The organism is Streptomyces sp. NPDC006450 (assembly GCF_040612195.1).
GTDB lineage: Bacteria > Actinomycetota > Actinomycetes > Streptomycetales > Streptomycetaceae > Streptomyces.
Map to the genome: position 1 here is coordinate 17,115 of NZ_JBEXPT010000002.1, position 24,543 is coordinate 41,657.

Here is a 24,543-nt window from a genome sequence, read left to right on the forward strand (position 1 = left end):
TCCGGAGAAACACCAAGCGGAACATCGATCACATTGTGGAGGGCGGACCGTGGCGAATGGTGTGGTGAACGCCGAGGAACTGACCAAGTGTTACCGCGGTAAAGAGACGCCGGCAGTCGACCGTATTTCATTCGACATCGCCAAAGGCGAGACCATCGGGCTGCTGGGACCCAACGGTGCCGGAAAGACCACCCTGATGAAGATGATCTGCGGCGTCACCCCTCCCACCACCGGGCGGATCCGGGTGTTCGGCGTGGACCCGGCCCGCGACCCGGTCGCCGCCAAGAGCGGCATCGGCGCGATGCACCAGTCCGCCCCCTACGACGAGATGCTCTCGGCCCTGGACAACCTGCTGATCGCCACCCGCTTCAAGGGACTGTCCTGGCGCACCACCCGTCCCTGGGCGATGGAGGTGGCGGAGTATCTCGGTCTGAAGGACGCCCTGTCCCAGCTCGTGTTCCAGCTGTCCGGCGGCCAGCGTCAGCGGCTGCAGCTCGTACGGGCCCTGCTGACCATCCCCGAACTCCTCATCCTCGACGAGCCCTCGGCCGGACTGGACGTGGCCGGCCGGCACCAGATCGAGCGGTTCGTCCGGTGGCTCCGCGAGGAGTACGGCATGACCGTGATCTGGACCAGCCACATCATCCAGGAGCTCGAGCGCAACGCCCAGCGGGTCCTGGTCATCAACAAGGGCAAGGTGGTCCGCTTCGCCCAACCGAGCGAACTCCTGAGGGAGTTCGGGGGAGCGCACCTGCTGGTCAGTGTCGACGACGCGGTCGCCGCCAAGGTCGTCAAGGAATGGGCGGCCACCGCCGGACTGGCCGCGACGGCCCAGGACGCCGAGGTGCGCATCGAGAACGCGCAGGTCCGGGACGTGCTGCCGCAACTCTCCCGGCACTGCCACGACGCCGGGGTCGAGATCGCCGGGATCTCCACCGTCACCGACTCGCTGGAGCAGGTCTTCCTGCGCATGACCGGGAACGAGGGCTGACACCGTGGCCGACCTGGGATTCAAGACCACCGCACCGGTCGCGTCGGGCAAGCCGGCCGACTTCACCGCCGTGTTCTACCGCGAGTACGCGCTCCTCGCCCGCAACAGGGTCAACCTCATCCTCGGCCTGACCCCGATGCTCGTGTACCTGCTCCTGGTGAACACCTCGCTGGGCAACGTCGTCGGGAACATCACCTACCGCGGCGAGACCCTCCCCTTCGCGGTGTTCCTGCTCCCCATGGTGCTGGCCATGTCCGTGGTCAGCGCCTCCGGGACCACGGGCATGGCCATGTTCCAGGAGGAGATGAGCGGGGTGTCGACCCAGCTCTGGAGCTGGCCGCTGCGCCGGTCGCGCTTCCTGGCCGGCAAGCTGCTGGCCGGGGTCTCGCTCGTCCTGGCCCAGAGCCTGCTGGCCCTGGCCGTCGCCGCGCTCATCTTCGACTACCCCTTCCACGCCTCCCACTGGATCTGGCTGCTCCTGGCCCTGGTGCTGTCGTCGGTGGCGTTCAACGGCCTGTACCTCGCGGCGGCCGTCCTCATCAGCGACTACCGCACCTTCATGGTGCTCACCAGCGTGTCGGTGCCCGTCCTCGTCTTCGCCGCGCCGTCGCTGTCCACCTCGCAGCAACTGCCCACCGTGCTGCGGTGGATCTCGACGGTGAACCCCGTGTCGTACGCCGTCACCGGGATGCGCGACGCCGCGATCTTCGGCCTGGGCAAGGCCTGGCCCTCCCTGGTGGTGCTCGCCGTCGTCGCGATCGTCGCCAACTTCATCGCCGGCCGGGCGCTGTTGCGGCGCACCCGGAACCTCTGACCCGCAGGAGCTCCCCACCGTGCAGACCGACCGCAGCGCGCAGAACGGCGACACCGCGCGGGCCGACCATGCCCCCCTGGCCTGGCTCGCCACACCGCAAGACCGCTCCGTACACCGCCTGCCGGGCACGGACCGGGCCCAACCACCCAAGGCCACCTGGGAGATGGCGACCCGCGCCGCGACGAAGGTCGGCGTCACCCGGGTCGCCGACATCACCCGGCTCGACTCCATCGGCATCCCGACGTTCCAGGCGATCCGGCCGCTCTCCAAGACGCTCGCCGTCTCCCAGGGCAAGGGGATGACCCCCGAACTGGCCAGGCTCTCGGCGGTGATGGAGTCGGTCGAGACCTGGCACGTGGAACAGCCGGCCCTGCCCGCACTGACCGCCACCCCCCGCACGCTGCACACGCAACTGGGCTACGAGATCTCCGCGTTGGCACCCTCCGCGCCGAGCCTGCTGCACGAGGGGCTGCCGCTGGACTGGGTGGCGGCCAGCTCCCTGGTCGACGGAGCGCGCACCCTCGTCCCCGTGAACGTCGTCCGCCTGACCCTGGAGGAGCACACCGACTGGAACCCGCCGGTGTTCTTCGAGTCGACGAACGGCCTGGCCAGTGGGAACACCCGGATCGAAGCCGCTCTGCACGCACTCTGCGAGGTCATCGAGCGCGACGCGATGACGGCCGCGGTCACCGGGGGCGGGGAGATGGGCGTACGCGTCGACCCCCGCTCCCTCGGGTCGGCGGTGGCCGACGAGCTGTGCACGCTGATCGAACGGGCCGACGTCACCCTGGAGGTCCGCCTCGTCCCGTCGCCCACCGGCCTGCCGTGCTTCCTGTCCTGGGTCGCCAGCGAGGAGTATCCGGCGCCGATGTTCGGCTTCGGCTGCCACCTCAGCCCGGAGATCGCGCTCACCCGCGCCGTCTCCGAGGCGGCCCAGGCCAGGCTCGCGTACATCTCGGGGGCCCGCGACGACCTCCGGGAGGACTTCGGGCAGGTGGACGCCGGCCGGCTGCGGAGCGCGCGGTCCGGCCCGGCGGCCGCCGACCTCAAGGGCCTCGTAGAGGACCCCGTCCCGCACGACAGCCTGGCCGGCGCCCTCGCGCACGTGGTGCGCCGGGCGGCCGCCGCCTTCTGCCATCCGCCCCTCCTCGTCGACCTGACGCGCGAGGAGATCGGGGTCCCGGTCGTCAAGGTCGTGGCTCCGGGGAGCCGCGTATGCCCGGAGGTGCTGTAGTGAAGGGGTCCAACGTGAACGGGTCCGGCGTGAGCAGGTCCAGGGTGATCGTCTACGCGGGGCCGACGATCTCGGCAGCCGACGTCCACGCGGTGCTCCCGGACGCGGACGTACGACCGCCCGCGGGCCGGGGCGACCTCCTCGCGGAGCAGTGGCACCCGGGAGACGTGGTCGTGGTCGTCGACGGCTACTTCCGGGAACGGCGCTCCGTCGGCCACAAGGAGATCCTCCAGGTGCTCACCGAGGGGGCGGAGGTGATCGGCGCCGCGAGCATGGGCGCACTGCGGGCCGCGGAACTCGCCCCGTGCGGCATGCGGGGCCTCGGCACGGTCTTCACCATGTACGCCTCGGGCGAGATCGACGGGGACGACGAGGTGGGGGTCCTGCACGGCCCGGCCGAGATGGGGTACCCGGCGCAGACCGTGGCCCTGGTGAACCTCCGCTACGGCTGCAAGGAGGGCGCCGAGACCGACCTGATCCCACCGGACGCGGGCCGCCGGATCGTGGCTGCGGCCGCGGCGCTGCCCTTCACCCACCGCGGTTGGAAGGACATCGAACAGGCGCTGGACGAGGACGACCACGACTCCCTGAGGACCCTGGAGGAGATGATCGCCTCGGGCGTCTGGGACCTCAAACGGCTCGACGCCATGGCGGCGCTGCGCACGATCGCGAGCCGGGGCACCGTGACCCCCGGTCCGGTCGCGCCCGAGGTTCCCTTCACCGGCATCAGCCGGACCCAGTCCCTGGCCCGCCGGACCCGACGGGAGCGCTCGCCCGGCCGGTGGATGTCGGACCTCGACGTCCTGGACGCCGTCCGGCTGTTCGACGAGGGCTACCCCGCGCTGCACGAGGAGGTGCTGACCGGTCTGCTGGAGGAGCTCGCAGGCGCCAGGGGCATGACGCTCGAAACGTACGCGCGAGCGAAGCTCGGGCTCGACGGCCGGTCGCGGCTGCCGGACTCCCTGGCCCGCTGGTTCACGGAGCAGGAACGGGAAGAGCTCCCCGTCAGCGACCGGATCCGGCTCCTCATGGTGCGGGTGTGGCCCGTGTGGCAGTCGGTGGACTGGCGGCCGGCGGTCCTGGCCCGCCTGCGGGACTCCGCGCGCTGGGAGGAGTGGTGCGCTCTCGTCGTCCGGGCCGACGAGGCCGCGGAGGAGACCCGGCCCAAGCTCGTGGTCCCGCCCCCGCCGATGTGCGCGAAGCTCTTCCTGCGCCACTGGCAGGGGCGCGGCACCTCACCAGACGTCGAGATGGCCCGCCGCGGGTTCACCGGCCTCGACGGGCTCGGCGGGGCCGTCCCGAGGTTCTTCGCCCTGGACGTCCTGCGAGGCCGTGAACGCCGCGAGTCCGCGGCCCGTTGAACACGGGAGGGCGCGGGAGGGCACGGGCGGTGAGCACTCTAGGATGGGAACGTGAGTACGAATGAAACTGAAGTGCGGCCCGCCCCGAGTCCGGAGCTGAGCGGGGCGGAGCTGGCCCGCTGGTACTGGACGCTGGCCGAACTCACCGTGCTGGCACGCCGGATGGGCCTGCCCGCCGGAGGCGGGAAGGCGGCGGTCACGGCGCGGATCGCCGCCGCGCTGGACGGGCTCCCGGCCCCGGCCCCCGGTCGGTCCGATCGCGGTCGGTCCGCACGCGGTGCGGGCCGGCAGCTCGCCGCGCCCGTGGACGGTGCGAGCGTGATCCCGCCGGGGCAGCGGTGCAGCCAGGTGCTGCGGGAGTACTTCGTCCGGGAGATCGGGCCCGGCTTCCACTTCGACGCCTTCATGCGGGATTACGTCGCCCAGGGCGCGGGACACACCCTCGCCGAGGCGGTCGCCCACTGGCACGCCACCCGGGCGCGGGCGGCGCAACCCCGTGAGATCGGGGCACAGTTCGAGCTGAACCGGTTCCTCAGGGACTGGCACACCCGCCATCCCGAGGGCACCCGCCCGCAGGCCCTGGCCGCCTGGCGGGCCCACCGCTCCAGCCCCCGGAAGGCCGCCGCCCTCACTCCCGGGACGCAGTGAGCTCCGGCTCCGGGGGCCCCGCCTCGGGGGGCTCCGGCAGGCGCCGGGCCAGGGCCCAGGCCAGCAGGGGGAGCGCGGCCAGCGGGAGCAGGGCCGTGTGCAGCGAGGCGGTGTCGGCCGCCTTGCCGATGAGGGGGCTCGCGAGACCGCCCACGCTGACGGTCAGGCCCAGGGTGACCCCGCTCGCGGTGCCCATGCGCTGCGGCAGGTAGTCCTGCCCCAGGGTGACCTGGAGGGAGAAGGGCACGTACAGCGCGGCCGCGGCCAGCGCCGAGCAGACGTACACCAGCGGCAGCGGCAGGAAGAGGATGCCCGCGACGGCGGGCGCCACCGCCGCGTAGGCGCGGTGGATGGTGGTGACCCGCCCCCAGCGGGCGGCCAGCCGGCCGCCCAGGAGGGTGCCGCCGGCGCTCCCGGCGAAGAGGGCGAACAGGGCGACGGCGCCGGCGGTCTCGCCGCCGCCGCGCTCGCGGACGTACAGCGCGATGAAGGTGCTCAGGCCCGTGAAGACCACGGAGCGCACGACGACCACCAGGGTGAGCCGCAGGAAGGCCCGCCAGTCGTCGCGGGGGCGCCGGGGCGGGGCCGGGGACACGGTGTCCGCTGCCCGGGTGGCGGCCGAACGCCCGTCGGACGGCGGCTGGTTGAGGAAGACGCCCAGCGCCGCCGGGGCGGCCAGCAGCCACCATCCCGCCGGGCCCGGCAGTGCCAGCGCGCCGACGACCAGCAGCGGGGCGCACGCGAAGCCGATGTTGCCGCCGAGCGCGAACCAGCTCATCGCGCCGTGCCCGGGGCCGCCAGCCGTACGGACCAGCCGGGCGGCCGCCGGGTGGTAGGCGGCGACGCCCAGCCCGGACAGGGCGACGGCGGCGAGCGTGGCCGCGTACCCGGCGTCGAGTCCGACCAGCGCCACGCCCAGCCCCGCGGCGGCGGTGGCGAGCGGGATGAGCCGGGGCATCGGCCACCGGTCGGCGAGCGCTCCGAACAGCGGCTGGACCACGGAGGACAGCAGCGAGGCGGCCAGCACGATGCCGGACGCGGCGGCGTATCCGTACAAGCGCTCGGAGACGAGGAACGGGACGAGCGCGGCGACGGCGCCCTGGTAGACGTCCACGCAGGAGTGGCCCGCGGCGAAGGCAGCCGTGCGGAGCCGGGTCGGGGCCGTCCCGGGAGCCGCAGAGGCCGGCGTGGCTCCAGGCGCAGCGGTCGGGGTCTGGATCGGTCTGATGGAGGTCACTCGTCGAGAATCGCTCTCGCCGGGGGCGGCCCGCTTCCGATAAATTGCCGGATGATGCAGAAAATCCGCCACACCCCGCGCGCGGCGACGAGCGTGCGCGAGCTCGACACCCACCACGGCATCGATCCGCACCGCCACGACGACCACCAGATCTGCTACGCGGGTTCCGGGGTCCTGGCCGTGACCACGGACGCCGGCACCTGGGTGGCCCCGACCACCCGCGCCCTGTGGATCCCGGCCGGGACCGTGCACGAGCACCGCGCCTTCGGCCGCGTCGACCTGCACTGCGTGGGCCTGCCCACCCACCTCAACCCGCTCTCCCTCTCCGCCCCCGCCGTGCTCGCGGTCGGCCCCCTGCTGCGCGAGCTGATCCTGGCCTACACCCGGGCACCGCAGGACGACAGTGCCGAGCGGCGCCGGATGCTGGCGGTGCTGCTCGACCAGCTGCGGGCCTCGCCGCTCCAGCCGCTGCACCTGCCCGCTCCCGCGGATCCCCGGCTGGCCGCGGTGTGCGCGCTGCTGCACGCCGATCCGGCGGACCGGCGCGGGCTGGCGGAGCTCTCCGCGCGGGCCGGGGCCGGGGCGGGGGAGCGGACCCTGAGCCGGCTGTTCCGTGCCGAGCTGGGCATGACGTTCCCCCAGTGGCGGACGCAGCTGCGGCTGCACCACGCACTGCGGCTGCTGGCGGTGGACACCCCCGTGACGGTGGTCGCGCACCGCTGCGGCTGGTCCTCGACGAGCGCGTTCATCGACGTGTTCCGGCGGGCCTTCGGACACACGCCGGGGGCGCACGCCAAGGGGAGCTGACCGTAGGTCCGGCCTGTACGCCCGGCCCGTTCGCCTGGCCGTCCGCGCCCCACCGGTTCAGCATGGAGGAGGTGACGGTTCGGGGCCGGGCGGTTGGGAGGACCCATGGCGCACACGCCGACGACCGACGTACTGATCGCGGGCGCGGGCCCGGTCGGCCTGAGCGCGGCCGTGGAACTGCGCCGGCACGGCGTGCGCTGCCGCCTCGTCGACCGGCTGCCGGCCCGCCTCCCGTACGCGAAGGCGGTCGGCATCCAGCCACGCACGCTGGAGGTCTGGGACCGGATGGGCCTGGCCCGCACGGTCATGGAGACCGCCGTCTCCCTGCGCGGCCAGCTGATCTACGTCAACGGCGCCGAACGCGCCCGGATCGAGCTCATGCTGCCGCCCGAAGTGCCGTATCGGTTCGCCGCGTTGCCGCAGTACGAGACCGAGCGCATCCTCGAGGAGCACCTCGCGGCACTGGGCACGGTCATCGAACGCGGCACCGAACTGCTGTCGTTCACCCAGGAGGGGGAGGGCCTCGGCGGCGGGGTCACCAGCCTCCTGCGCACCGCTTCCGGCGGCGAGGAGGAGCTGCGCACCCGCTACCTCATCGGCTGCGACGGAGCGCACAGCACCGTGCGCAAAGGGCTGGGACTCTCCTACGAGGGCGGGGCCTTCGCCGAGGAGTACATGCTGGCGGACGTCGTGAGCGACTGGGACCTGCCCGACGGATACGGCCTGCGGTCCATGCACCAGGGCGCCGACGGGGCCACGGACGACGTGCTGGTGTGCATCCCGCTGCCCGGCCGGGGCCGCTACCGCATGTCGATGCTGGTCCCGCCCGAACTCTCCGCGCAGCCGAACGGCGGGTCGGCGGGAGGGACGGCGGGAGGGTCGGCCGGGGGCCCCGGAGCGGGCGACGGCGTGGTGCACGGGCTGGAGGGCGGCCCGGTCCCCGAGCTGTCCCACATCCAGGCCGTCGTCGACCGCCTCGCCCCGGCCCCGGCCACGGTCTCCGGCCTGCGCTGGTCCTCCGTGTTCCGCATCAGCCACCGCATCGTCGACCGCTACGGCGACGGCCGCGTCTTCGTCGCGGGCGACGCCGCCCACATCCACCCGCCCACGGGCGCCCAGGGCATGAACACCGGGATCCAGGACGCCTGCAACCTGGCCTGGAAGCTCGCGCTCGCCCTCCGGGAGACGGCCGGGCCCGCCCTGCTCGCGAGCTACGACGCCGAGCGCCGCCCCGTGGGGGAGGAAGTCGTCGGCCGGACCGTGCGGCACGCGACCGAGGGCATGGAGAACGAACCGGACGATCCGCGCACCGTGCTGCTCCGCGAGGCCCAGTTGCTCGTCGGCTACCGCGACGGGCCGCTCGCCGGCAGCCCCTTCGGCCCTGCCGATGCCCCGCAGCCCGGCGAACGGGCCCCGGACTGCTCCGGGTTGGCCCTCCCCCTCGCCGCCTACCCCTCGCGGCTGCTCGACGTCCTGCGCGGCCACGCCGGCCACGTGGTGCTCCTGTACGGGGCCGACGGCGCGGCCCTGGCCGAGGCCGCCGAGCAGGCCCGGTCCGCGGGTCGGCCCCTGGCGGAGGGCGGCGCGATCGGTCCGGACGGCGCGAAGGGCGCCGACGGCGACGCCACCGGCCTGCGGGCCGTGGCCGTCCTCGCCCGGGACGCGGCACCCGACGCCTCCGCCGGCCTGCCCGTTTCCGTCCCCGGATACCGGGACGCCGCCGGGGAGTTCGCCCGGCTGTACGGCGCCGACGCCCCGACCGGTTTCCTCGTACGCCCGGACGGGTACCTCGGTGCCCGCTTCCCGCTGTCCGGCACGGCAGCGGCCCTGGCGGGCTACCTCGCCTCCCTGTCCGGCCGGGACGAGTCCCGAGGCGGAAGGACGTCCTAGGCGCGGGCGTACCGCAGCAGCACCACCCCGTTGCCGAACGTACGGGTCCCCTCCAGCCGCAGCGGGACCTGGCCGTCGGAGGGTGGGAAGAGGCGGTGGCCGCGGCCGATGCGTACGGGTTGCACGTAGATCCGGTACTCGTCCACCAGGCCGTGGCGCAGGAACGAGGCGGCGAGGTCGGCCCCGCTCAGCGTCAGGTCGCCTCCGGGGGCGGCCTTGAGGGCGGCGACCTCCTCCGGTACGACCTTGCGGAGCACGGTGGCGTTCGGGTCGGTCTGCGCGCCGTCCAGGGTGCGCGAATACACGTACTTCCGCGCGGAGCGCCAGATGCCCGCGAACTCCACCTCCTGCGGGGAAGCGTCCGGATCGGCGTCGGCATCGGGCCAGTAGGCGTCCATCAGCTCGTAGGTGACCCGGCCCATCAGCATGCCGCCGACCGACCGGAGTTCGTCGTTCATGTGCTGGTGCAGCTCCGCGTCGACGCGGTGCCAGTCGATCTGCCGCTCCGGACCCTCGTAGTAGCCGTCCAGGGAGACCTGCGACATCAGGATGATCTTTCGCATAACGGACCAGGCTACGCGCCCTCCATACTGGACGGCGTGAAGACCGAAGCCGACACCGCCGCTGCCGACAGCGCAGACAGTCCGGACACCGTCCTGTGCGCCGTCGAAGGCCGCACCGGGGTGATCACCCTCAACCGCCCCAGGGCCCTCAACGCCCTCACCCACCCCATGGTGCTCCGCATGGCCGAGGCCCTGACCGGTTGGGAGCGGGATCCGGCCGTGGAGCAGGTGCTCCTGCGCGGCGCGGGCGAGCGGGGGCTGTGCGCCGGCGGGGACATCCGGGCCATCCACGACGACGCCAAGGCCGGGACGCGGGCCTCGGCCGCCTTCTGGCGCGACGAGTACCGGCTCAACGCGCACATCGCGCGCTACCCCAAGCCCTACGTGGCCGTCATGGACGGCATCGTGATGGGCGGCGGAGTCGGCGTGTCCGCCCACGGCAGCCTCCGCGTGGTCACCGAGCGGTCCCGCGTCGCCATGCCCGAGACCGGCATCGGCTTCGTCCCGGACGTCGGCGGCACCCACCTGCTGGCCCGCGCCCCCGGCCTGCTCGGCACCCATCTCGCCCTCACCGGCTCCGCGGTGGGCGCCGCCGACGCGGTGCTGTGCGGGCTCGCCGACCACTTCGTACCCGCCGACCGACTGCCCGCGCTGACCGCCGAGCTCGCCGCGGCCCCGGCCGGGGAAGTGCTGGGGCGGTACGCCGCCGAGCCCGGGCCCGGGGCGCTGGCCGAGGCGCGGGGCTGGATCGACCACTGCTACGCGGCCGCCACCGTCGAGGAGATCGTGGACCGGCTGCTCGGATACGGGGACCCCGAGGCCAAGGAGGCCGCCGAGACCATCCTCGCCAAATCCCCCACCGCCCTGAAGGTGACCCTGGAAGCCGTGCGCCGGGCCGCCGCGCTCGGCGCGCTGGAGCCGGTGCTGGAACAGGAGTTCCGGGTCTCCTGCCATGCGCTGACCTCGCCCGACCTGGTGGAGGGCATCCGGGCGCAGGTCGTCGACAAGGACCGCAATCCGCGCTGGTCCCCGGCCACCCTCGGCGAGGTCACCGAGCAGGACGTGGCCCGCTTCTTCGCCCCGCTCACCGGGGACGGCCCCGGGATCGCCGCGGGGTGAACCCGTGCGCGGCGCGGGGGTGGCGCGTCAGGGGGCGGTGGCGGTGGCGGTGCCCGCCGCCTCTGCCGAGCCCGCCGCCTCCGCCGAGCCCGCGGTGTCCGCCGTGGCCCCAGGGGTCTCCACCCAGTCGACCACTTCGATGATCACGCCGTTGGGGTCGGACACCAGGAACACCCGCTCGCCCCAGGGCTCCACCCGCGGCTCCATGACGATCGGGACGCCCTCGGCGCGCAGCCGCTCGTACTCGGCGGGCAGGTCGGCCACGGTGAACGCGAGCAGCACCCCGGCGGCGCGCTGCTCGCGCAGCCCCTCGGGGAGCACCTCCAGGCCGCGCCGCACGAAGATCACGTTCGGGCCGTCGGGGTGGGAGAGGGAGGCGAAGCCGTCGGCGGCCATCGTTTCCCCGTATCCGAAATGCCTGGCCAGGAACGCGGAGGACGAGGTGACGTCCTCGACGGTGAGGCAGATGGCGGTGTCGGTGATCCGCATGGGTTCCTCCTGGGTGTCGTGGGCTCGGAGTTTTATTATACACAGTATTGTGTACGGCGTATAAGATTAAGCGAGCGGCTGCCGGAGGGCGGCGGGAAGGGGTCGGAAGTGACCACGGACCGGAGCGGCGCGGGCGACCCCGTCCGCACGTTGGAGCTGCTGTGGCGCGAGCCGGGACAGGGGGCGCCCAGCGGGCGGCGCGGACCCCGGCAAGGGCTGACCGTCGATTCCGTCGTCGACGCCGCGATCGCGCTCGCCGACGAGGCGGCGGGTGAGGGGCGGTCGGGACTGGCCGCCCTGACGATGCGGGCCCTGGCCCAGCGGCTGGGAGTCACCCCCATGACCCTCTACACCTACGTCCCCGGCAAGGCCGAGCTGCTCGACCTGATGCTCGACGCCGTCTACCTGGCCATGGAGCGCGGCGAGCCGGTCCCGGACGGCACCTGGCGGGAGAAGGTCACCCGCGTCGCCGAGGACAACCGCGCGCTGTTCCTGCGGCACCCGTGGATCGGCGAGCTGTCCGTCACCCGCCCCCCGCTGGGCCCCGGAGTGATCGGCAAGTACGAGCACGAGCTCGCGGCCTTCGACGGCATCGGCCTCACCGACGTGGAGATGGACGCGGCCCTGACCCACCTCCTCGGCTTCGTCCACGCGCAGGCCCTGGCCGCCGCCGACACCGCGGCACACCAAGCCCGCCAGAGCGACCAGGAGTGGTGGGAGCTCAGCGCCCCCTTGCTGGAGCGGGCCATGGACCCGGAGCGCTACCCCCTCGCCGGGCGGGTCGGCAGCACGGTCGGCGGGTACAGCCCCGAGACGGTGTGGGACTTCGGCCTGCGCTGCGTGCTCGACGGGATCGCCCGGCTGCTGGAGCGCGGCTGACGCGGATCGACCCGGACTGCCCGTGCCGGCCGGGACTGCCCGTGCCGGCCGGGACTGCCCCATGCCGACCCGGACTGCCCCGTGCCGACCGGCCTGACCCCGACGGATCGGCGCGGGTCCGCCCGGTCGGGCCTTGTCCGAAGGGCGCGCCCTACCGGTAGCCGGTGGGGTCCGCCGGGAGGTCGGGGTCCTGCACCTCGACCATGTACCGCCAGGCGTCGGGCCGGCTGCCGTCCACGTCCGTGAAGCCGTAGACCTGCGCGAGCTGCCCGCTGGAGAGCGACTGCCCGTTCCAGCGGGACAGTTCCGGGTCGGCGGCCAGGGCCGCGACCGCCCGGCCGACGTAGAACGGCGTCTCCGAGATGCCGAAGTGCGGGACCGTCGTCAGCGCGTCCCGCCAATTCGACTCGCTCACACCGAAGTTGTCGAGCATCATCTCCGAACGGAGCCACCCTGGAGTCAGGGCCACCGCCGTCGCTCCGCGCGGGCCCACCTCGTGGCCGAGGGCGAACGCCATCCGCAGTACCGCCGACTTGGCGATGTCGTAGAAGAAGGAGACCCGGTAGCGGCTCGCGTTGTACTCCGCCGTGCCGTCGGTCATCTCCACCACCAGCCCGCCCGGCTCGCGCAGCAGCAGGGGCAGCGCGTAGTGGCTGGTCACCGCGTGGGTCTCGACGGCCAGCCGCAGCAGCCGCAGTCCCTTGTCCAGGTCGTGTTCCCAGACCGTGCTCTCCCACTCGAAGAGCCGCTCGCCGCCCCAGATGTCGTTCACCAGCACGTGGAGGCGGCCCTGCTCGGCGTCGATCCGCCCGACCAGAGCCTCGACCTGTTCGGGCACCAGGTGGTCCGCGACCACCGCGATACCGCGGCCGCCCGCCGCCGTGACCAGTTCGGCCGTCTCCTCGATCGTCTCCGGCCGGTCGTACTCGGAGCGCCTGCCCCGCGTGCTGCGCCCGCTCACGTACACGGTCGCGCCCCGCGCCCCCAACTCGACCGCGATGCCCCTGCCCGCGCCCCGGGTCGCCCCGGCCACCAGGGCGACCTTGCCTTCGAGAGTCCGCTGTGCCTGCGCCATGACCGCGACCCTACGACGCCCGCGTGCGGCGGGGGCGGTGCGGCGCGCCTGCGGATTCCCCGGACGGGACGGGTGCGGAGGGATGCGGCCTTGAACAACCGGCCCCCGAGGCCGCACTGTTGGCCGAGATCCGTTCGTATTGTCAGGAGACAGGCTTGTCCACCGACCCCGCGCAGGCATCCGAGCCGACGCCCCCGTCCGCTCCCGCGCTCCCGCACGTCATCGACCCCGCCGGCGGCTGCCCGCACGCCCTCAACGCCCGGCTGCGCGCCCAGGGCGCCGTGGCGGGCGTGGTGCTTCCCGGTGGTGTGCCCGGCGCGGTCGTCCTCGGCCACGAGGCGCTGAAGGAGTTCCTCGCCCACCCCGATGTGGCCAAGGACGCCCGGCACTTCCCCGCCCTGCACGACGGCACCATCGCCCCGGACTGGCCGCTGCGCGTCTTCGCCAACGCCCAGGGCATGCACACGGCCGACGACGCCGACCACCGCAGGCTGCGCTCCCTGGTGGGCAACGCCTTCACCGTCCGCCAGGTGGAGCGGCTGCGCCCCCGGATCGAGGAACTCACGGCAGGGCTGCTCGACGACCTGGACAGGGCCGCGGAGGCGTCCCCCGACGGGGTGGCGGACCTGCGCACGCACGTCGCGCTCCCGCTCCCGATGAGCGTGATCTGCGAACTCCTCGGCGTGGAGCCCGAACACCGGGGGCGGCTGCACGAGCTGTCCAACACCGTCATCGTCGCCACCGACACCACCCCCGCCGAGGTCATGGCGGCCGTGCGCGAGCTCGTCGAGCTGATCGGCGCCATCGCCGCCACCCGCCGGGCCGATCCGGGCGAGGACCTGACGAGTGCGCTGATCGCCGCCCGCGACGGCGACGGCGACCGGCTCAGCGAGGCCGAACTCACCGGCACCATGAGGCTGATGCTGGTCGCGGGCCACGAGACCACGCTCAACCTGATCAGCAACGCCGTCCGCGCCCTGTGCACCCACCGCGACCAGCTCGCGCTGGTCCTGGAGGGAAAGGCGACCTGGTCCGACGTGGTCGACGAGACCCTGCGCTTCGACGGTCCGGTCAGCTGGTTCCCCTTCCGCTACCCGACCCGCGATCTGACCATCGGCGCGACCCTGATCCCGCAGGGCACCCCGGTCCTCGCCGGCTACACGGCGGCCGGCCGCGACGAGGCCTTCCACGGCCCGGACTCCGACCGCTTCGACCGGACCCGCCCCACCGCGGCCCGTCACCTCTCCTTCGGACACGGCGCCCACTACTGCGTCGGAGCGCCGCTCGCCCGGCTGGAAGCCACGATCGCCCTGGAGGCCCTCTTCACCCGTTTCCCGGACCTGGACCTGGCCGTCCCCGAAGCCGAACTCCCGCACCAGCGCAGCTTCATCGGCAACAGCGTGGAGTCGCTGCCCGTCCGCCTACGGGGCAGCGCTCGGCGGTGAGATCTCCGTGCTCAGCCACCCCAGTGCGTCGGGGTACATGGCGATCCAGGTCTGGAAGTTGTGCCCGCCCTGCGGGCGGACCAGGGTCTTGATCCGGACCCCGGAGTTCTGGGCCGCCTCGGTGAAGTCGGTCAGCTGCTGCGGCGGGCTGTCCTTGTCCTGCGCGGACGTGGCCAGGAACAGCCCGACGTCCGTGTTCTTGTCGTGCTTCGCCTGCCGGACGAGCCACATCGGGCTGTTGCGCTCGCGCAGCACGGGATCGGACAGCACCTCCGGGTCGCCGGTCAGTGGATCCGGGTCCAGGGCGGCGCCCGCCCGGAAAGCCTTCGGGTACTGGAGGGGCAGCTTGGCCGCGCAGAACGCCCCGGTGGAAATGCCCATCAGCCCCCAGCCACGGGGCTCGGGGAGCGTGCGGAAGTTCTTGGCGACCAGATCCGGCACGTCCCGCGCGAGCCAGCTCGCCACCTTCCGCTGCGGGGTGTCCGTGCAGTCGGTGTTCACCCCTCCGGGGTACAGGTCGGGGATCACCAGGATGAAGGGGTGCGCCGCACCGAGCTGGACGAGCTGCTCCAGCGCGCCGGGCATGTCGCCGACGTCGATCCAGGAGCGGGGCGAGCCCGGATAGCCGTGCAGCAGCATCAGCACGGGGAACCGGGTCTTGTCCGCGCCCGGTGCGTCGTACTCCGGGGGAGTCCACACGATGACCTGCCCGGCGAGCTTCGAGTGGGAGCCGCGGAAGTACGTGGTGCGGGTGCCGTCGCCGCCGGGGGCGAATGTGGCCCGGCCGAGCGGCGGCCCGGTCATGGCGGAGTCGTTCTGTCCGGCGTCCGTGCCCAGCAGGTCGTCCCAGGAGGAGTAGAGGCCGTAGCTCCCGTTGATCCAGGTGGCCACCACGCAGATGGCGGTGAGCTGGCACAAGCCGATCATCACCAGCCGGGCCGGCCAGCGCACCCAGCCGGGCCCGGGGATCCGGTTCCACAGGAGCAGCGCGGCGAGCATCGCCAGTGCGGTGACGACGATCAGCGTGACGAGGAACGACGTACTGGTCAGCTCCACTGCGTCGGCTCCTGACGTACGACGGAATGACGGAGAATTCGGGACATTGCGCCAAATCTACGATGCGCACCGCCCGGGGGAGGGACGGCGCGCATCGCGACCGGCCGCGGCGACCAGGTCAAGCCGGCCTGTACCGGCTACCGAGTCGAAGGTATGAGCGCAGCGGCCCTCCGTTCCGTGTGGCAGGAGCCCGGCGGGCGGCGGCTCGCCGACCGCCGGGGCGGCCATGACGTGCACCTTCGTCCGGTGGCGGGACGTTGTGAATGCGTTCACGCGTCGTGATCTTCATCCGGTGCGAACGCGCCGCGACGATCCCGACCCGAGGGGGTCGTGAGACCTCACAGGTCGGGACCTCGGTCCTGGGGTAGATTCACCGCCTGTTCACCCGCGCGGTTCCGGGGCTTTCGGGCGCGCTGGTGCCGTATGAGGAATGATCGACGGGGATATGCGGAAAACGCAGAAAGTGCAGAAGATGCACAAAACGACGAGCCGTCGGATTCGTTCCGGAGTGCGGGCCGGGATGTCGCCGGTGGCGCCGTCGCGCGCGGGCTACCAGGTCAAGCTGCTCGTCGACCCGGACCGGGTGCTCGACACCGACGGCCGGCCCACGGCCGCCGCGGCCGCCGCACTGTCGCTCGGCGCACCCGGCCGCTTGGAGGTCGCCCAGTACGTGGACGACGCCGGGCGCAGCCTGAACGGGCAGGGCTGGATCGTCCGCATCCGGCGCCACGACGACGAGAACCGGATCCGCCTCGCCTACAAGGCCCGCTTCGACATCGACGGCGACGGTACGGACCCGGCCGCCGTGCGGCGCGTCATGGACCGGGCCTCCGGGCACAATTTCTGTGCGGCAGACGGCAATTACACCGTCCAGGTCAACCTGAGCCACACCCGCGCCACCCTCGACTTCACCAACAAGAAGTGCCGGCCGGTGCCGGGGCTGGCGCCGGGCGAGCTCCCCGGGCTCGACGCCTCCCGCGCCCTCGTCCTGGACCGCCTCCCCGGAAAGCTCGCCAAGTGGGGCGCGAAACCTTCCGGTTGGGCTGAGTCGGTCACCGCTTCATCCCGACTCCACGGTCCCGTCAACCAGGCCAACTATCCTGGCCGGATGCTCGATCACGCGATGGAGACGCAAGTCAGCCGGCTGCGGACCGCCTCCGGCGAGCTGACCTGGTTCGCCGAGATCACCGCCAAGGGACGCACCCTGCGCGACGCGGTCGAGCTGCGCTCCGACCTGATGGGCAAGCTCCGCGCCGAGGGCTGGCTGCTGGAGCGGGACGCCTTCAAGACCGACCTCATCCTCGGCCGGTGAACACCTCCGCGCCCGCGCCGATACGCGTGGCCCACCTGGCCGACCTGCACATAGGCTCGGCCCTCCGCGGTCTGGCGGACTACCCCGGGGCGCCCGCGATAGACCCGCGCGAAGCCCCGTACGAGGCCCTGACCGCGGCCGTGCACCGCATCGTCGAGGGCGGCTACGACGCGGTGCTCGTCGCCGGGGATGTCTTCGACCGCCGCCACGCCGACGCCCGGGCGCTGGTCGCCTGCCAGGACGCGCTCGGCACCTTCCACGAGGCGGGCCTGCGCACGGTGGTCGTCTCGGGCAACCACGACGCCGAATCCCCGCTGCCGCACAAACTCAACCTCCCGCCCTCGGTGCGCTGGCTCGGCGCCGACGCCCCCGAGTCGGTGACCTGGCACGACCTGGGGATCACCGTCCACGGCCAGTCGGTGGCGGTGCCCGACGAGCGCCGCGACCTCGCCGCCGGCTTCCCCCGCGCGATACCCGGCGCCGTCAACATCGGGCTGCTGCACACCAGCCTGCACGGTGCCTGGAGCCGCCGGGTCTGCGCACCGGCCGACCCGCGGACCCTGGCCCGCGCCGGGTACGACTACTGGGCGCTGGGCCACGTCCACCACCGGCTGGTCCCCGGCGCCGGCGCCTTCGCCGTCTACCCGGGCAACACGCACGCCCGCGGCCCCGGAGAACCGGGCGGCCGCGGTTTCACCGAGCTGCTGATCGAAGGCCCCGCCGCGGACCCGATCCTGGACACGGACCCGATCCCCTGCACGGACCCGATCCCCGGCACGGACGCGAGCCCGATCCCGGGCCGCCGCCCCCCGATCGGGATCCTCCCGGTGGACACCGCCCCGGTGCGCTACGAGACGCTCCACCTCCCGTACCCCCAGACCGCCGAGGCCGACCTGCGCGACCGCTTCGCGGCCGTCCCCGAGCCGTCCGGGCGCGGCGCGGTCGTCTGGACCCTCAGCGCCGCCACCCCGCCCGGCCTCCTCCACGAGGCCCGCGCCCTGGCCGGCCCGGCCGCCATGGTCTGCCCGGCCGAGGGCCCGGCCACGGCCGCGGAGGGCGCGCCCCGCGCTCGCTGACCCGGCCCGCTCCGGCCGGCCCCCGGCCGTCCACGGCCTGCCCCGGCCGATCCGCAGGACACGCCCTAGCCCCGCACCCGGACCGTCACCGCGTGCCATCCGGTGGCTCCGTCGGGGACGGTTCCCGTGCGTTCTCCCGTCTGTACGGCGCCCGTGCGGTCCGTGGCACGGACCTCCAGCGTGTGCCCGCCCGGGGCCGCCTCCCAGAGCCACACCCACTGGCGCCAGGTGTCGTCCCCGTCCGCCGCACCCAGCAGGGCCTCCCGCCACGGCCCCGCGTCCACCCGTACCTCGACCCGCGCGACGCCCCGGTGCGGCGCCCACGCCACCCCGGCCACGGCCACCCGGCCCGCCGCGACCTCGGCGAAGGGGCGCGGGGTGTCGATGCGCGACTGGGTCTTGACCGGAGCCTGCTGCGCCCAGGAGCGGCGCACCCAGTAGGCGTCGTACGCGGCGAAGGTGGTCAGCCGCAGCTCGCGCAGCCACTTGCACGCGGAGACGTACCCGTACAGGCCCGGCACGATCATCCGGACGGGGAAGCCGTGCCGGAAGGGGAGGGGCTCGCCGTTCATCCCCACGGCCAGCAGCGCCTCCCGCCCGTCCATCACGGCCTCGACGGGGGTGCCGAGGGTCATCCCGTCCACCGAGCGCGCCACGAGCTGGTCGGCCCGGCCGCCCTGCGACGGGGGTCGCACCCCCGCCTCGCGGAGCAGATCGGCGAGGCGCACGCCCAGCCAGCGGGCGTTGCCCGCGTACGGGCCGCCGACCTCGTTCGACACGCAGGTGAGGGTGGCGTCGTGCTCGACCAGGGGGCGGGCCAGCAGCTCCCGCAGGCTGAGGGTGAGGGGTCTGGAGACCCCGTCCCCGTGCACGCGCAGCCGCCAGGTGTCCGCGTCCACGCGCGGGACGACCAGCGCGGTGTCCACCCGGTAGAACGCCTGGTTGGGGGTGATGAAGCGGGTGCTCCCCGGGATCCGCAGGTCCGATCCGGCCGGTACGGGCGGGGCCGGCACGGCGGGCGGCGGCAGGACGAGCCCGGCCCGCGAGGCCGTGGCTCCCGCGTCGCCGAAGGCGCCGAGCCGCCGCCCGGCGTACCCGGCCACGGCCGAGAGGGTCAGGGTGGCGAGCGCGAGGCGGCCGAAGCCACGCCGGTCCATGCCGCCGGGCGGCCCGGCTCCGGAGGGCCGCGGTGGGGGCCGGGGGATGGCCCTGACGAGCAGGTACAGCACTCCGGCGGCCGTGAACCCGCCCGCCAGCGAGGGCAGCGCGTCCTGCCAGGCGGCCTCCGGCCGGCCGAGCGCGGCCGCCGCGCCGAGCACGCCGAAGGCGGCCGCGAGAGCCGTGCCCGCGGCCGGACGGCGTACGGCCAGCAGCCCGGCCCCGATCGCCACGGCGGCCAGCACGGCGCCGATGCCCAGGGTCAGGACCAGCTTGTCGTCCGTACCGAACCGGCGGATCGCCCACTCCTTGACGGCGGCCGGGGTGTGGTCGACCACGGCACCGCCGACGGCGGTGACCGGGGCCGCCTCGGGCCGCACGGCCGCGGCGGCCAGCTGGGCCAGAGCGAGCCCGGCGAAGGCGGCGAGCAGCCCGCTGACGGCGCCGAGCGCGGACCTGCCCGGCCTTCCGGGGCCGTCCCGCCCCGCTCTCGTACGGATCATGCGGAGTCACGTCCGCCCGCTCGGTGGGATGGGGCCCCAGGATGGGCCCGCACCTACCAGGGTGCCTCCGCACCAGGGGAACGCACCTCGGGCGAGGCGGCGATCTGCCGCCGCTTGCGCAGTTCCACGATCCCGTCGGTGAGCCGTTCCAGCACGTCGGAGCGGCGGCGCAGCTGCTGCTCCCCGTCGGCGGGCGGCCGTAACCGGCCGGTGGCGGGCACGGCGGGCACGGCGGGCACGGCGGGCAGGGCTTGCAGGGCAGTGGGCGCGGGCACGGGCGCGGTGTCCGCGCCGGTGAGGAGGGTCAGCAGCTCCGGCGTCGCCGAGGTGCGGTGCGGGTCGGTCTCGGGCATGGCGGGCGTCCTTCCGGCGATGGCGGCGTCGGAAAGGGCGGTCGCCGGATGGTGGTTCCGGTGACCGCCCTGATCTGTTCCGTCGGTTCTCCCCAGTGAACCCAGGACCGGGCCTCGGCGGCGGCCGGTCGGCCCGGTTGTCCCCCGCGCGGGTGGGGAGCTTCCCACCGAAGGGTGAGCCGTGCTCCGTCGGGAGGTCCCCACCGCCTGTGTGATGTAGGTCAGTTGACCTCGGGAAGGGTGGCCGCGATGCCGGTCGCCAAGACGTACGGGTCACCGCTGGGACGCGCCGGGTGGCGGGTGGTGAGCCGCGCCCATGCGTCCTCGAAGGCGTGCCAGTCGATCGCCCTCGGTGCGGCCCGCCGCACCAGAGCCTCCTCCAGCGAGGCGAAGTAGGCGGACCAGCGCCGGGCGTACAACTCGCTGATCAGGCCGCTCCATTCGCGGTTCGCGTAGTCGTGCAGGAAGCCGCCCTCGCTGGTGCTCTGCCGCCCCCACACGCTGAGGATCGTGCGGGCGTCGTACTCGTACCGGTCCTGTTCGGCCTCGTCCGCGCCGTGCGAGCGGGCCGCCGACAGCCAGGAGCCGAGCAGGAAGTTCGGATCGGAGCCGACGAGCGCGTCCAACTGCTTCTCCCGTCGCTCCCAGTCGGCGGTCAGTTCCCGGAACAGGGCCAGGTCCTTGGCGTCGTAGGCCGCCTTGATCCTGGGCAGCAGGACCCGGGAGTGGTTGGCGAGGGCCTGCCGGGTGGTGTCCACCAGGTCGAAGCGGTAGGCGCTGGAGCCGCGCAGCCGGGGGTCCACCTTGAGCAGGTGGTCCAGGGCCCGGCGCACCGAACCCGCCGGATACCGCATCGCCTTGGGGCTCCAGTAGGCCGAGCCCGCCGCCGTCAGGCTCGGCCGGGCGGTGAACAGGCTGTCCTGGGACTCCGACCACAGCCCCGAGGAGGTGCTGTACGGGCCCGTGCGCAGCTCCTCCCAGGCCGCGGCGGCCGCGGCGTCCGGCGCCCCGTACCGGCGGCCCGCGAAGTCCGCGAACCACTTCCGCTGGTCGATGGGGCCGGGCTCCCACGCCAGGTCGGTGAAGAGGTCGAAGGCCGCCGGGTTCGTCCCGGTGGCCTCGGGCAGGTAGGCGATGCCGGCGAGCGCGCTGTCGGGCTTCGCCCGCCAGGACTCGAACCGGTCGATCCACACCGAGGTGTTGGCGCCGACCGTCGTGTGCCCGCCGAAGTTGTAGATCGAGCCGATGGCGTACGAGGTCCCGCCCCAACGGGTCTCGCGGTCCAGCCGGTTGTACCGGTCGGAGAGCCCGTCCAGGATCAGCAGCTTCGAGGTGTCCACCCCGTCCAGCAGCTCCTTGGTCGGATCGTCCTGCCAGCCCAGCACCGCCCACAGCGCGCCCGGATGCGCCGCCCACAGGGCCTGCTGCACCGCCCCGGCGGCCGCCTTCACGTCCACCGAACCGGTCAGTCCGCCCTCGTGCAGCGGGCTCATCCGGTACATCGTGCTGTCCCCGAAGACCGCGCGCTGCTCGGCGTAGTACGCGGCGGCCAGTTTGGCGAAGGGCGGCGAGACCGGGTCCAGCCAGTCGGGCCGGTCGAAGCCCGCCCAGTCGCCCTGCGGAACCGTGATCGCGCCCGGGTTGTGCCCGGCGAAGGCCGGCGGCACCGTCCCGAAGTAGCCCGGCAGGACCGGGGTCATGCCGAGGCCGCGCAGCTGGGCGGCGATCCTTCCGCCCAACTCGGCCCGTCCGCGCATCAGGTCCTCGGACACCGGGCCGCCGAAGCCGCTCAGGTTCTGCAGCAGCCACCAGCTCTGGTGACCGGGACCCGGGATCCACTGCCGGAGCTCCTCGGCGGTGTAGCCGAACCGCTGGAGCGCCCGGTAGTACGGGTACTCGGCGCCGACCTGGACGAACACCTCGTTGATGCCGTGCAGCGCGAGCAGGTCGATCTGCCGCTGGTGCTCCTCGAAGGTGCGGTACGGGCCGCTGTACCCGTCGTCGGTGTCGTTCAGCGCGTACCGGTGCTCCACCCGCGCGCTGCGGGTGACGGGGGCGGGCACCGCCGGCAGTTCGGCGGGCAGCAGTCCGATGCTGTCGCCGGGCCAGCCGATGTCGGCTCCGGCGACGTGCTGGAGGTACCAGCCGACCCCGGTGAGCAGGGTGGCGCCGGTGGAGCCCCGGACGGTGATCGCGCCGGCCGTGCCGGACACCGTGAAGGTGTCGGGCCCGGCTCCGGCGTCGGCCACCAGCGTGAACTGCCCGGCGTGGCGCGGCAGCAGCCGCTGCAGGGAGGCTCGCGCGGGGGTGGCGTCGAAGACCCGCGGCCGGGGCGCGGGCGGCGTCGCGGTGCGTACCACGGCCGACCGGGCCGGGGTCCGGGCGGGGGCCTGGGCTGTGGGAGCCGTCGCCCCCGCGGCGGGATCCGTCGCTCCGGGGGCGGCTCCGGCGGCCGCCAGGGTGAGGAGGACCGCGGGCAGCGCGGCCAGGGTGATCCGGCGGCGCACCCGCCGGGCGGCCCGGCCGCGTGGGGGGAGGGGGACCGGCATGCGCGTCGTCCTCGTCTCGGCCGGCTCCGGCGCTGCGGCCGGCCCGGTCGGCTCGGTGGGTGGGTGCTTCCTCGTCTGATGCCTCGTCGGCGTCCCCATGGGGCGGGCCGTCAGACCGGCAGGGCCCACGCCTGGTCGACCTGGTGGTCGCCGCAGGGCGTCAGCCGCAGCCGCTCGGCGGGGGTGCCCGGCTCGGCCGGGGCCGCCGCGGGCGCCGGCGCCGTCAGGCAGAGCCCGCTCGTGTCCTCGACCAGGGCCCCGTCGCGGCGGGCGGTCCAGCTCTGCCCCGGCTCGCGGCGCCGCTGATCGCGCGAGCAGTCGGCCAGCTCCACGCTGCCCTCCTCGCCCGCCGACAGGCAGGCGCCGGCCAGGCGCAGGGTGCCGTACCGGCCCACGGTCCAGCGCTGGTCGGGTCCGCCCGTACAGGCGGCCATCACGACGGCGCCGACGCCGGTGGTGTTCGCCCCGTCGGCGCAGGCGGCGTTGGTGCCGGAGCCCCGGCCGGCGATCTGCCCGGTGGGCACGGCCTCGGCGCAGCCGGGGCGCGGGGTGAGCCGCCAGACCCCCGTGTCGTGCGCGGCCAGCGTTCCGGTCAACGTGTCGGACAGCTCGCGGGTTCCACCGGTCCACAGGTCCTTCGCGTCGACGGTGCAAGAGTCCAGCCCGAGCTCGTCGAGCGGTACGCGGATGTCGCGGGCGGCGCCGGACCGGTTGAGCACGGCGACCGCGCGGTCCCCGTTCGCCAACGGCCGCACCAGGATGTCGAAGGTGGCGTTCGAGGAGACCACCGCGCCCTGGACGCCCATCGGATCCTGGTCCAGCGCGATCAGATCGGTGTTGCCGAGGGCGGCGAGCCCGTCCGGGGTGAGCTCGGAGACCTGCGAGGACAGGATGAAGGGCGCGGCCATCATGGCCCACAGGCCGACCTGGCTGCGGCTCTCCGCGGCGGTGAGGCCGGGGGCGCCCGCGATCAGGAAGTCGGGGTCGTTCCAGTTGCCGGGGCCGGCGTACCGGCCCAGCCAGCGGTTGTACCCGTAGTTGCCCATGACCGAGCTCCAGCGCGAGGTGTCCGGGGCGGCCGGCTTGTAGACCTTGATGTCGCGGCCCTCGCGCCACAGCTGGCCGGTCTCGCCGACCCAGTCGATCACCTTGTGCCAGTCGGAACCGCCCCACTCGCCCTGCTGGAAGTAGGCGGGCGCCGAGGCGGACAGCACCATGTCCCGGCCGCTGTCGCGCAGTGCCTTGGCGACCGAGTTGTAGGCGTCCCGGTAGGCCTGTTCCTTGGTCTTGCCCTCCGGCACCCAGAGGTTGCAGCCGTCCATCTTGACGTAGTCCACCTTCCAGGAGGCGAACTGCCGGGCGTCACGGGCGTAGTGGTCGGGACCGCCGCCCTCGGGCGAGCCGCTGCCGGGGTAGCGCTCGCAGGTGAGGGAGCCCGCGTCCTGGTAGATGCCGAACTTCAGCTTCCTGGCGTGCAGGTAGGCGCCGAGCCAGGCCATGCCGTGCGGGAACTTCTGCGTGTCGACGACCAGATTGCCGTCCGCGTCGCGGCTCTTGGTCATCCAGCAGTCGTCGATGGTGACGGTGTCATAGCCCTTGGCGGCCAGACCGGTGGCCACGAGCGCGTCCGCGTTCGCCACGACCTTGGCCTCGTCGATATCGCACATGTAGTGCGCCCAGTTGTTCCAGCCCATGGGCGGGGTGAGTGCGAGCGGGGTGTCCGAGGTCGCGGTGGGTTCGGCCGCCGCCGGGGCGGGGCAGAGCGCGAGGGCGAGCAGAGCGGCCGCGGTCAGGCAGGGGAGCGACGCACGCAGGCGAGGCGGCACGGAGTCTCCTTGACGTGGGGGCTGTCGAGGGCTCAGTGCAGCGGTGTGACTACCCGCTGTCAACATAAGTCGGGGGTTATTGATCAATGACCAGCAATATGGGTGTAGTCGCGCACGCGTGAAGGGGATGATCCACCGTACGGTACGACGTTCCGTAC

The 24,543-nt window shown here is 73.6% G+C and carries 21 protein-coding genes; 12 read left to right on the top strand and 9 right to left on the bottom strand.

Annotation, left to right across the window (positions count from 1 at the left end):
• Window positions 1-49: 49 nt before the first annotated feature.
• The 5 genes from ABZY57_RS01085 to ABZY57_RS01105 are packed head-to-tail and all read left to right on the top strand — an operon-like array spanning window position 50 to window position 5,048.
• The gene (locus ABZY57_RS01085) at window positions 50-991 is read left to right on the top strand and encodes an ABC transporter ATP-binding protein (RefSeq protein WP_356506860.1); all 942 of its coding nucleotides are present in this window, start codon (window positions 50-52) and stop codon (window positions 989-991) included.
• A 4-nt stretch (window positions 992-995) separates the two neighbouring features.
• Window positions 996-1,805 (top strand): ABC transporter permease, encoded by an 810-nt coding sequence (locus ABZY57_RS01090; protein ID WP_356506862.1) that lies wholly within the window; start codon window positions 996-998, stop codon window positions 1,803-1,805.
• Window positions 1,806-1,824: 19 nt separating this feature from the next.
• Entirely contained in the window at window positions 1,825-3,039 is a 1,215-nt protein-coding gene (locus tag ABZY57_RS01095) for a YcaO-like family protein (protein WP_356506864.1), read from the top strand.
• A gap of 29 nt (window positions 3,040-3,068) precedes the next feature.
• Window positions 3,069-4,400, top strand: a complete 1,332-nt coding sequence (locus ABZY57_RS01100; RefSeq protein WP_356506866.1) for a TfuA domain-containing protein — start codon at window positions 3,069-3,071, stop codon at window positions 4,398-4,400.
• Between the two features lie 51 nt (window positions 4,401-4,451).
• Window positions 4,452-5,048 (top strand): DUF6434 domain-containing protein, encoded by a 597-nt coding sequence (locus tag ABZY57_RS01105; RefSeq protein WP_356506868.1) that lies wholly within the window; start codon window positions 4,452-4,454, stop codon window positions 5,046-5,048.
• Here the strand turns inward: ABZY57_RS01105 and ABZY57_RS01110 are convergent.
• Window positions 5,029-6,162, bottom strand: coding sequence for an MFS transporter (locus ABZY57_RS01110; RefSeq protein WP_356507136.1), 1,134 nt, complete (start codon window positions 6,160-6,162; stop codon window positions 5,029-5,031). The two genes, ABZY57_RS01105 and ABZY57_RS01110, sit on opposite strands and share 20 nt — an antisense overlap.
• Before the next feature lie 177 nt (window positions 6,163-6,339).
• Here ABZY57_RS01110 and ABZY57_RS01115 point away from each other — a divergent pair, with 177 nt between their 5' ends.
• On the top strand, window positions 6,340-7,092 hold the full coding sequence (locus ABZY57_RS01115; protein ID WP_356507138.1) for a helix-turn-helix transcriptional regulator: 753 nt from the start codon (window positions 6,340-6,342) through the stop codon (window positions 7,090-7,092).
• Window positions 7,093-7,197: 105 nt separating this feature from the next.
• On the top strand, window positions 7,198-8,982 hold the full coding sequence (locus tag ABZY57_RS01120; RefSeq protein ID WP_356506870.1) for an FAD-dependent monooxygenase: 1,785 nt from the start codon (window positions 7,198-7,200) through the stop codon (window positions 8,980-8,982).
• Here ABZY57_RS01120 and ABZY57_RS01125 read toward each other — a convergent pair.
• The gene (locus ABZY57_RS01125) at window positions 8,979-9,545 is read right to left on the bottom strand and encodes a dihydrofolate reductase family protein (protein WP_356506872.1); all 567 of its coding nucleotides are present in this window, start codon (window positions 9,543-9,545) and stop codon (window positions 8,979-8,981) included. The two genes, ABZY57_RS01120 and ABZY57_RS01125, sit on opposite strands and share 4 nt — an antisense overlap.
• A 36-nt stretch (window positions 9,546-9,581) precedes the next feature.
• On the opposite strand from ABZY57_RS01125, the gene ABZY57_RS01130 reads away from it, so the two are divergent.
• Window positions 9,582-10,664, top strand: a complete 1,083-nt coding sequence (locus ABZY57_RS01130; protein WP_356506874.1) for an enoyl-CoA hydratase/isomerase family protein — start codon at window positions 9,582-9,584, stop codon at window positions 10,662-10,664.
• A 27-nt stretch (window positions 10,665-10,691) separates the two neighbouring features.
• Here ABZY57_RS01130 and ABZY57_RS01135 read toward each other — a convergent pair whose 3' ends face one another.
• Window positions 10,692-11,153 (bottom strand): VOC family protein, encoded by a 462-nt coding sequence (locus ABZY57_RS01135; RefSeq protein WP_356506876.1) that lies wholly within the window; start codon window positions 11,151-11,153, stop codon window positions 10,692-10,694.
• A 108-nt stretch (window positions 11,154-11,261) separates the two neighbouring features.
• On the opposite strand from ABZY57_RS01135, the gene ABZY57_RS01140 reads away from it, so the two are divergent.
• Window positions 11,262-12,032 carry a TetR/AcrR family transcriptional regulator gene (locus ABZY57_RS01140; protein WP_356506878.1) on the top strand — a complete coding sequence of 257 codons (771 nt, stop codon included), beginning with the start codon at window positions 11,262-11,264 and terminating at the stop codon, window positions 12,030-12,032.
• Window positions 12,033-12,183: 151 nt separating this feature from the next.
• Here the strand turns inward: ABZY57_RS01140 and ABZY57_RS01145 are convergent, their stop codons facing one another.
• On the bottom strand, window positions 12,184-13,107 hold the full coding sequence (locus ABZY57_RS01145) for an SDR family oxidoreductase (RefSeq protein WP_356506880.1): 924 nt from the start codon (window positions 13,105-13,107) through the stop codon (window positions 12,184-12,186).
• Window positions 13,108-13,262: 155 nt separating this feature from the next.
• Between ABZY57_RS01145 and ABZY57_RS01150 the strand changes: the two genes are divergently transcribed.
• Window positions 13,263-14,552: a cytochrome P450 gene (locus tag ABZY57_RS01150; protein WP_356506882.1), complete on the top strand. Its 1,290-nt coding sequence runs from the start codon at window positions 13,263-13,265 to the stop codon at window positions 14,550-14,552.
• Here ABZY57_RS01150 and ABZY57_RS01155 read toward each other — a convergent pair.
• Entirely contained in the window at window positions 14,529-15,608 is a 1,080-nt protein-coding gene (locus tag ABZY57_RS01155) for an alpha/beta hydrolase-fold protein (RefSeq protein ID WP_356506884.1), read from the bottom strand. The two genes, ABZY57_RS01150 and ABZY57_RS01155, sit on opposite strands and share 24 nt — an antisense overlap.
• A gap of 529 nt (window positions 15,609-16,137) precedes the next feature.
• Between ABZY57_RS01155 and ABZY57_RS01160 the strand changes: the two genes are divergently transcribed.
• Both ABZY57_RS01160 and ABZY57_RS01165 read left to right on the top strand, forming a co-directional pair.
• A complete protein-coding gene (locus tag ABZY57_RS01160; RefSeq protein ID WP_356506886.1) occupies window positions 16,138-16,920 on the top strand; it encodes a hypothetical protein in 783 nt (260 codons plus the stop codon).
• Window positions 16,917-17,996: a DNA repair exonuclease gene (locus ABZY57_RS01165; protein WP_356506888.1), complete on the top strand. Its 1,080-nt coding sequence runs from the start codon at window positions 16,917-16,919 to the stop codon at window positions 17,994-17,996. Before ABZY57_RS01160 ends, ABZY57_RS01165 begins: the two co-directional genes overlap by 4 nt.
• Window positions 17,997-18,061: 65 nt before the next feature.
• Here the strand turns inward: ABZY57_RS01165 and ABZY57_RS01170 are convergent, their stop codons facing one another.
• The 4 genes from ABZY57_RS01170 to ABZY57_RS01185 form a co-directional block, all read right to left on the bottom strand.
• A complete protein-coding gene (locus tag ABZY57_RS01170) occupies window positions 18,062-19,657 on the bottom strand; it encodes a molybdopterin-dependent oxidoreductase (RefSeq protein WP_356506890.1) in 1,596 nt (531 codons plus the stop codon).
• Between the two features lie 53 nt (window positions 19,658-19,710).
• On the bottom strand, window positions 19,711-20,010 hold the full coding sequence (locus ABZY57_RS01175) for a hypothetical protein (protein WP_356506892.1): 300 nt from the start codon (window positions 20,008-20,010) through the stop codon (window positions 19,711-19,713).
• A 221-nt stretch (window positions 20,011-20,231) separates the two neighbouring features.
• Window positions 20,232-22,559, bottom strand: a complete 2,328-nt coding sequence (locus ABZY57_RS01180; RefSeq protein ID WP_356506894.1) for an alpha-N-acetylglucosaminidase — start codon at window positions 22,557-22,559, stop codon at window positions 20,232-20,234.
• Window positions 22,560-22,669: 110 nt separating this feature from the next.
• Window positions 22,670-24,385, bottom strand: coding sequence for a ricin-type beta-trefoil lectin domain protein (locus ABZY57_RS01185; protein WP_356506896.1), 1,716 nt, complete (start codon window positions 24,383-24,385; stop codon window positions 22,670-22,672).
• Window positions 24,386-24,543: the final 158 nt, after the last annotated feature.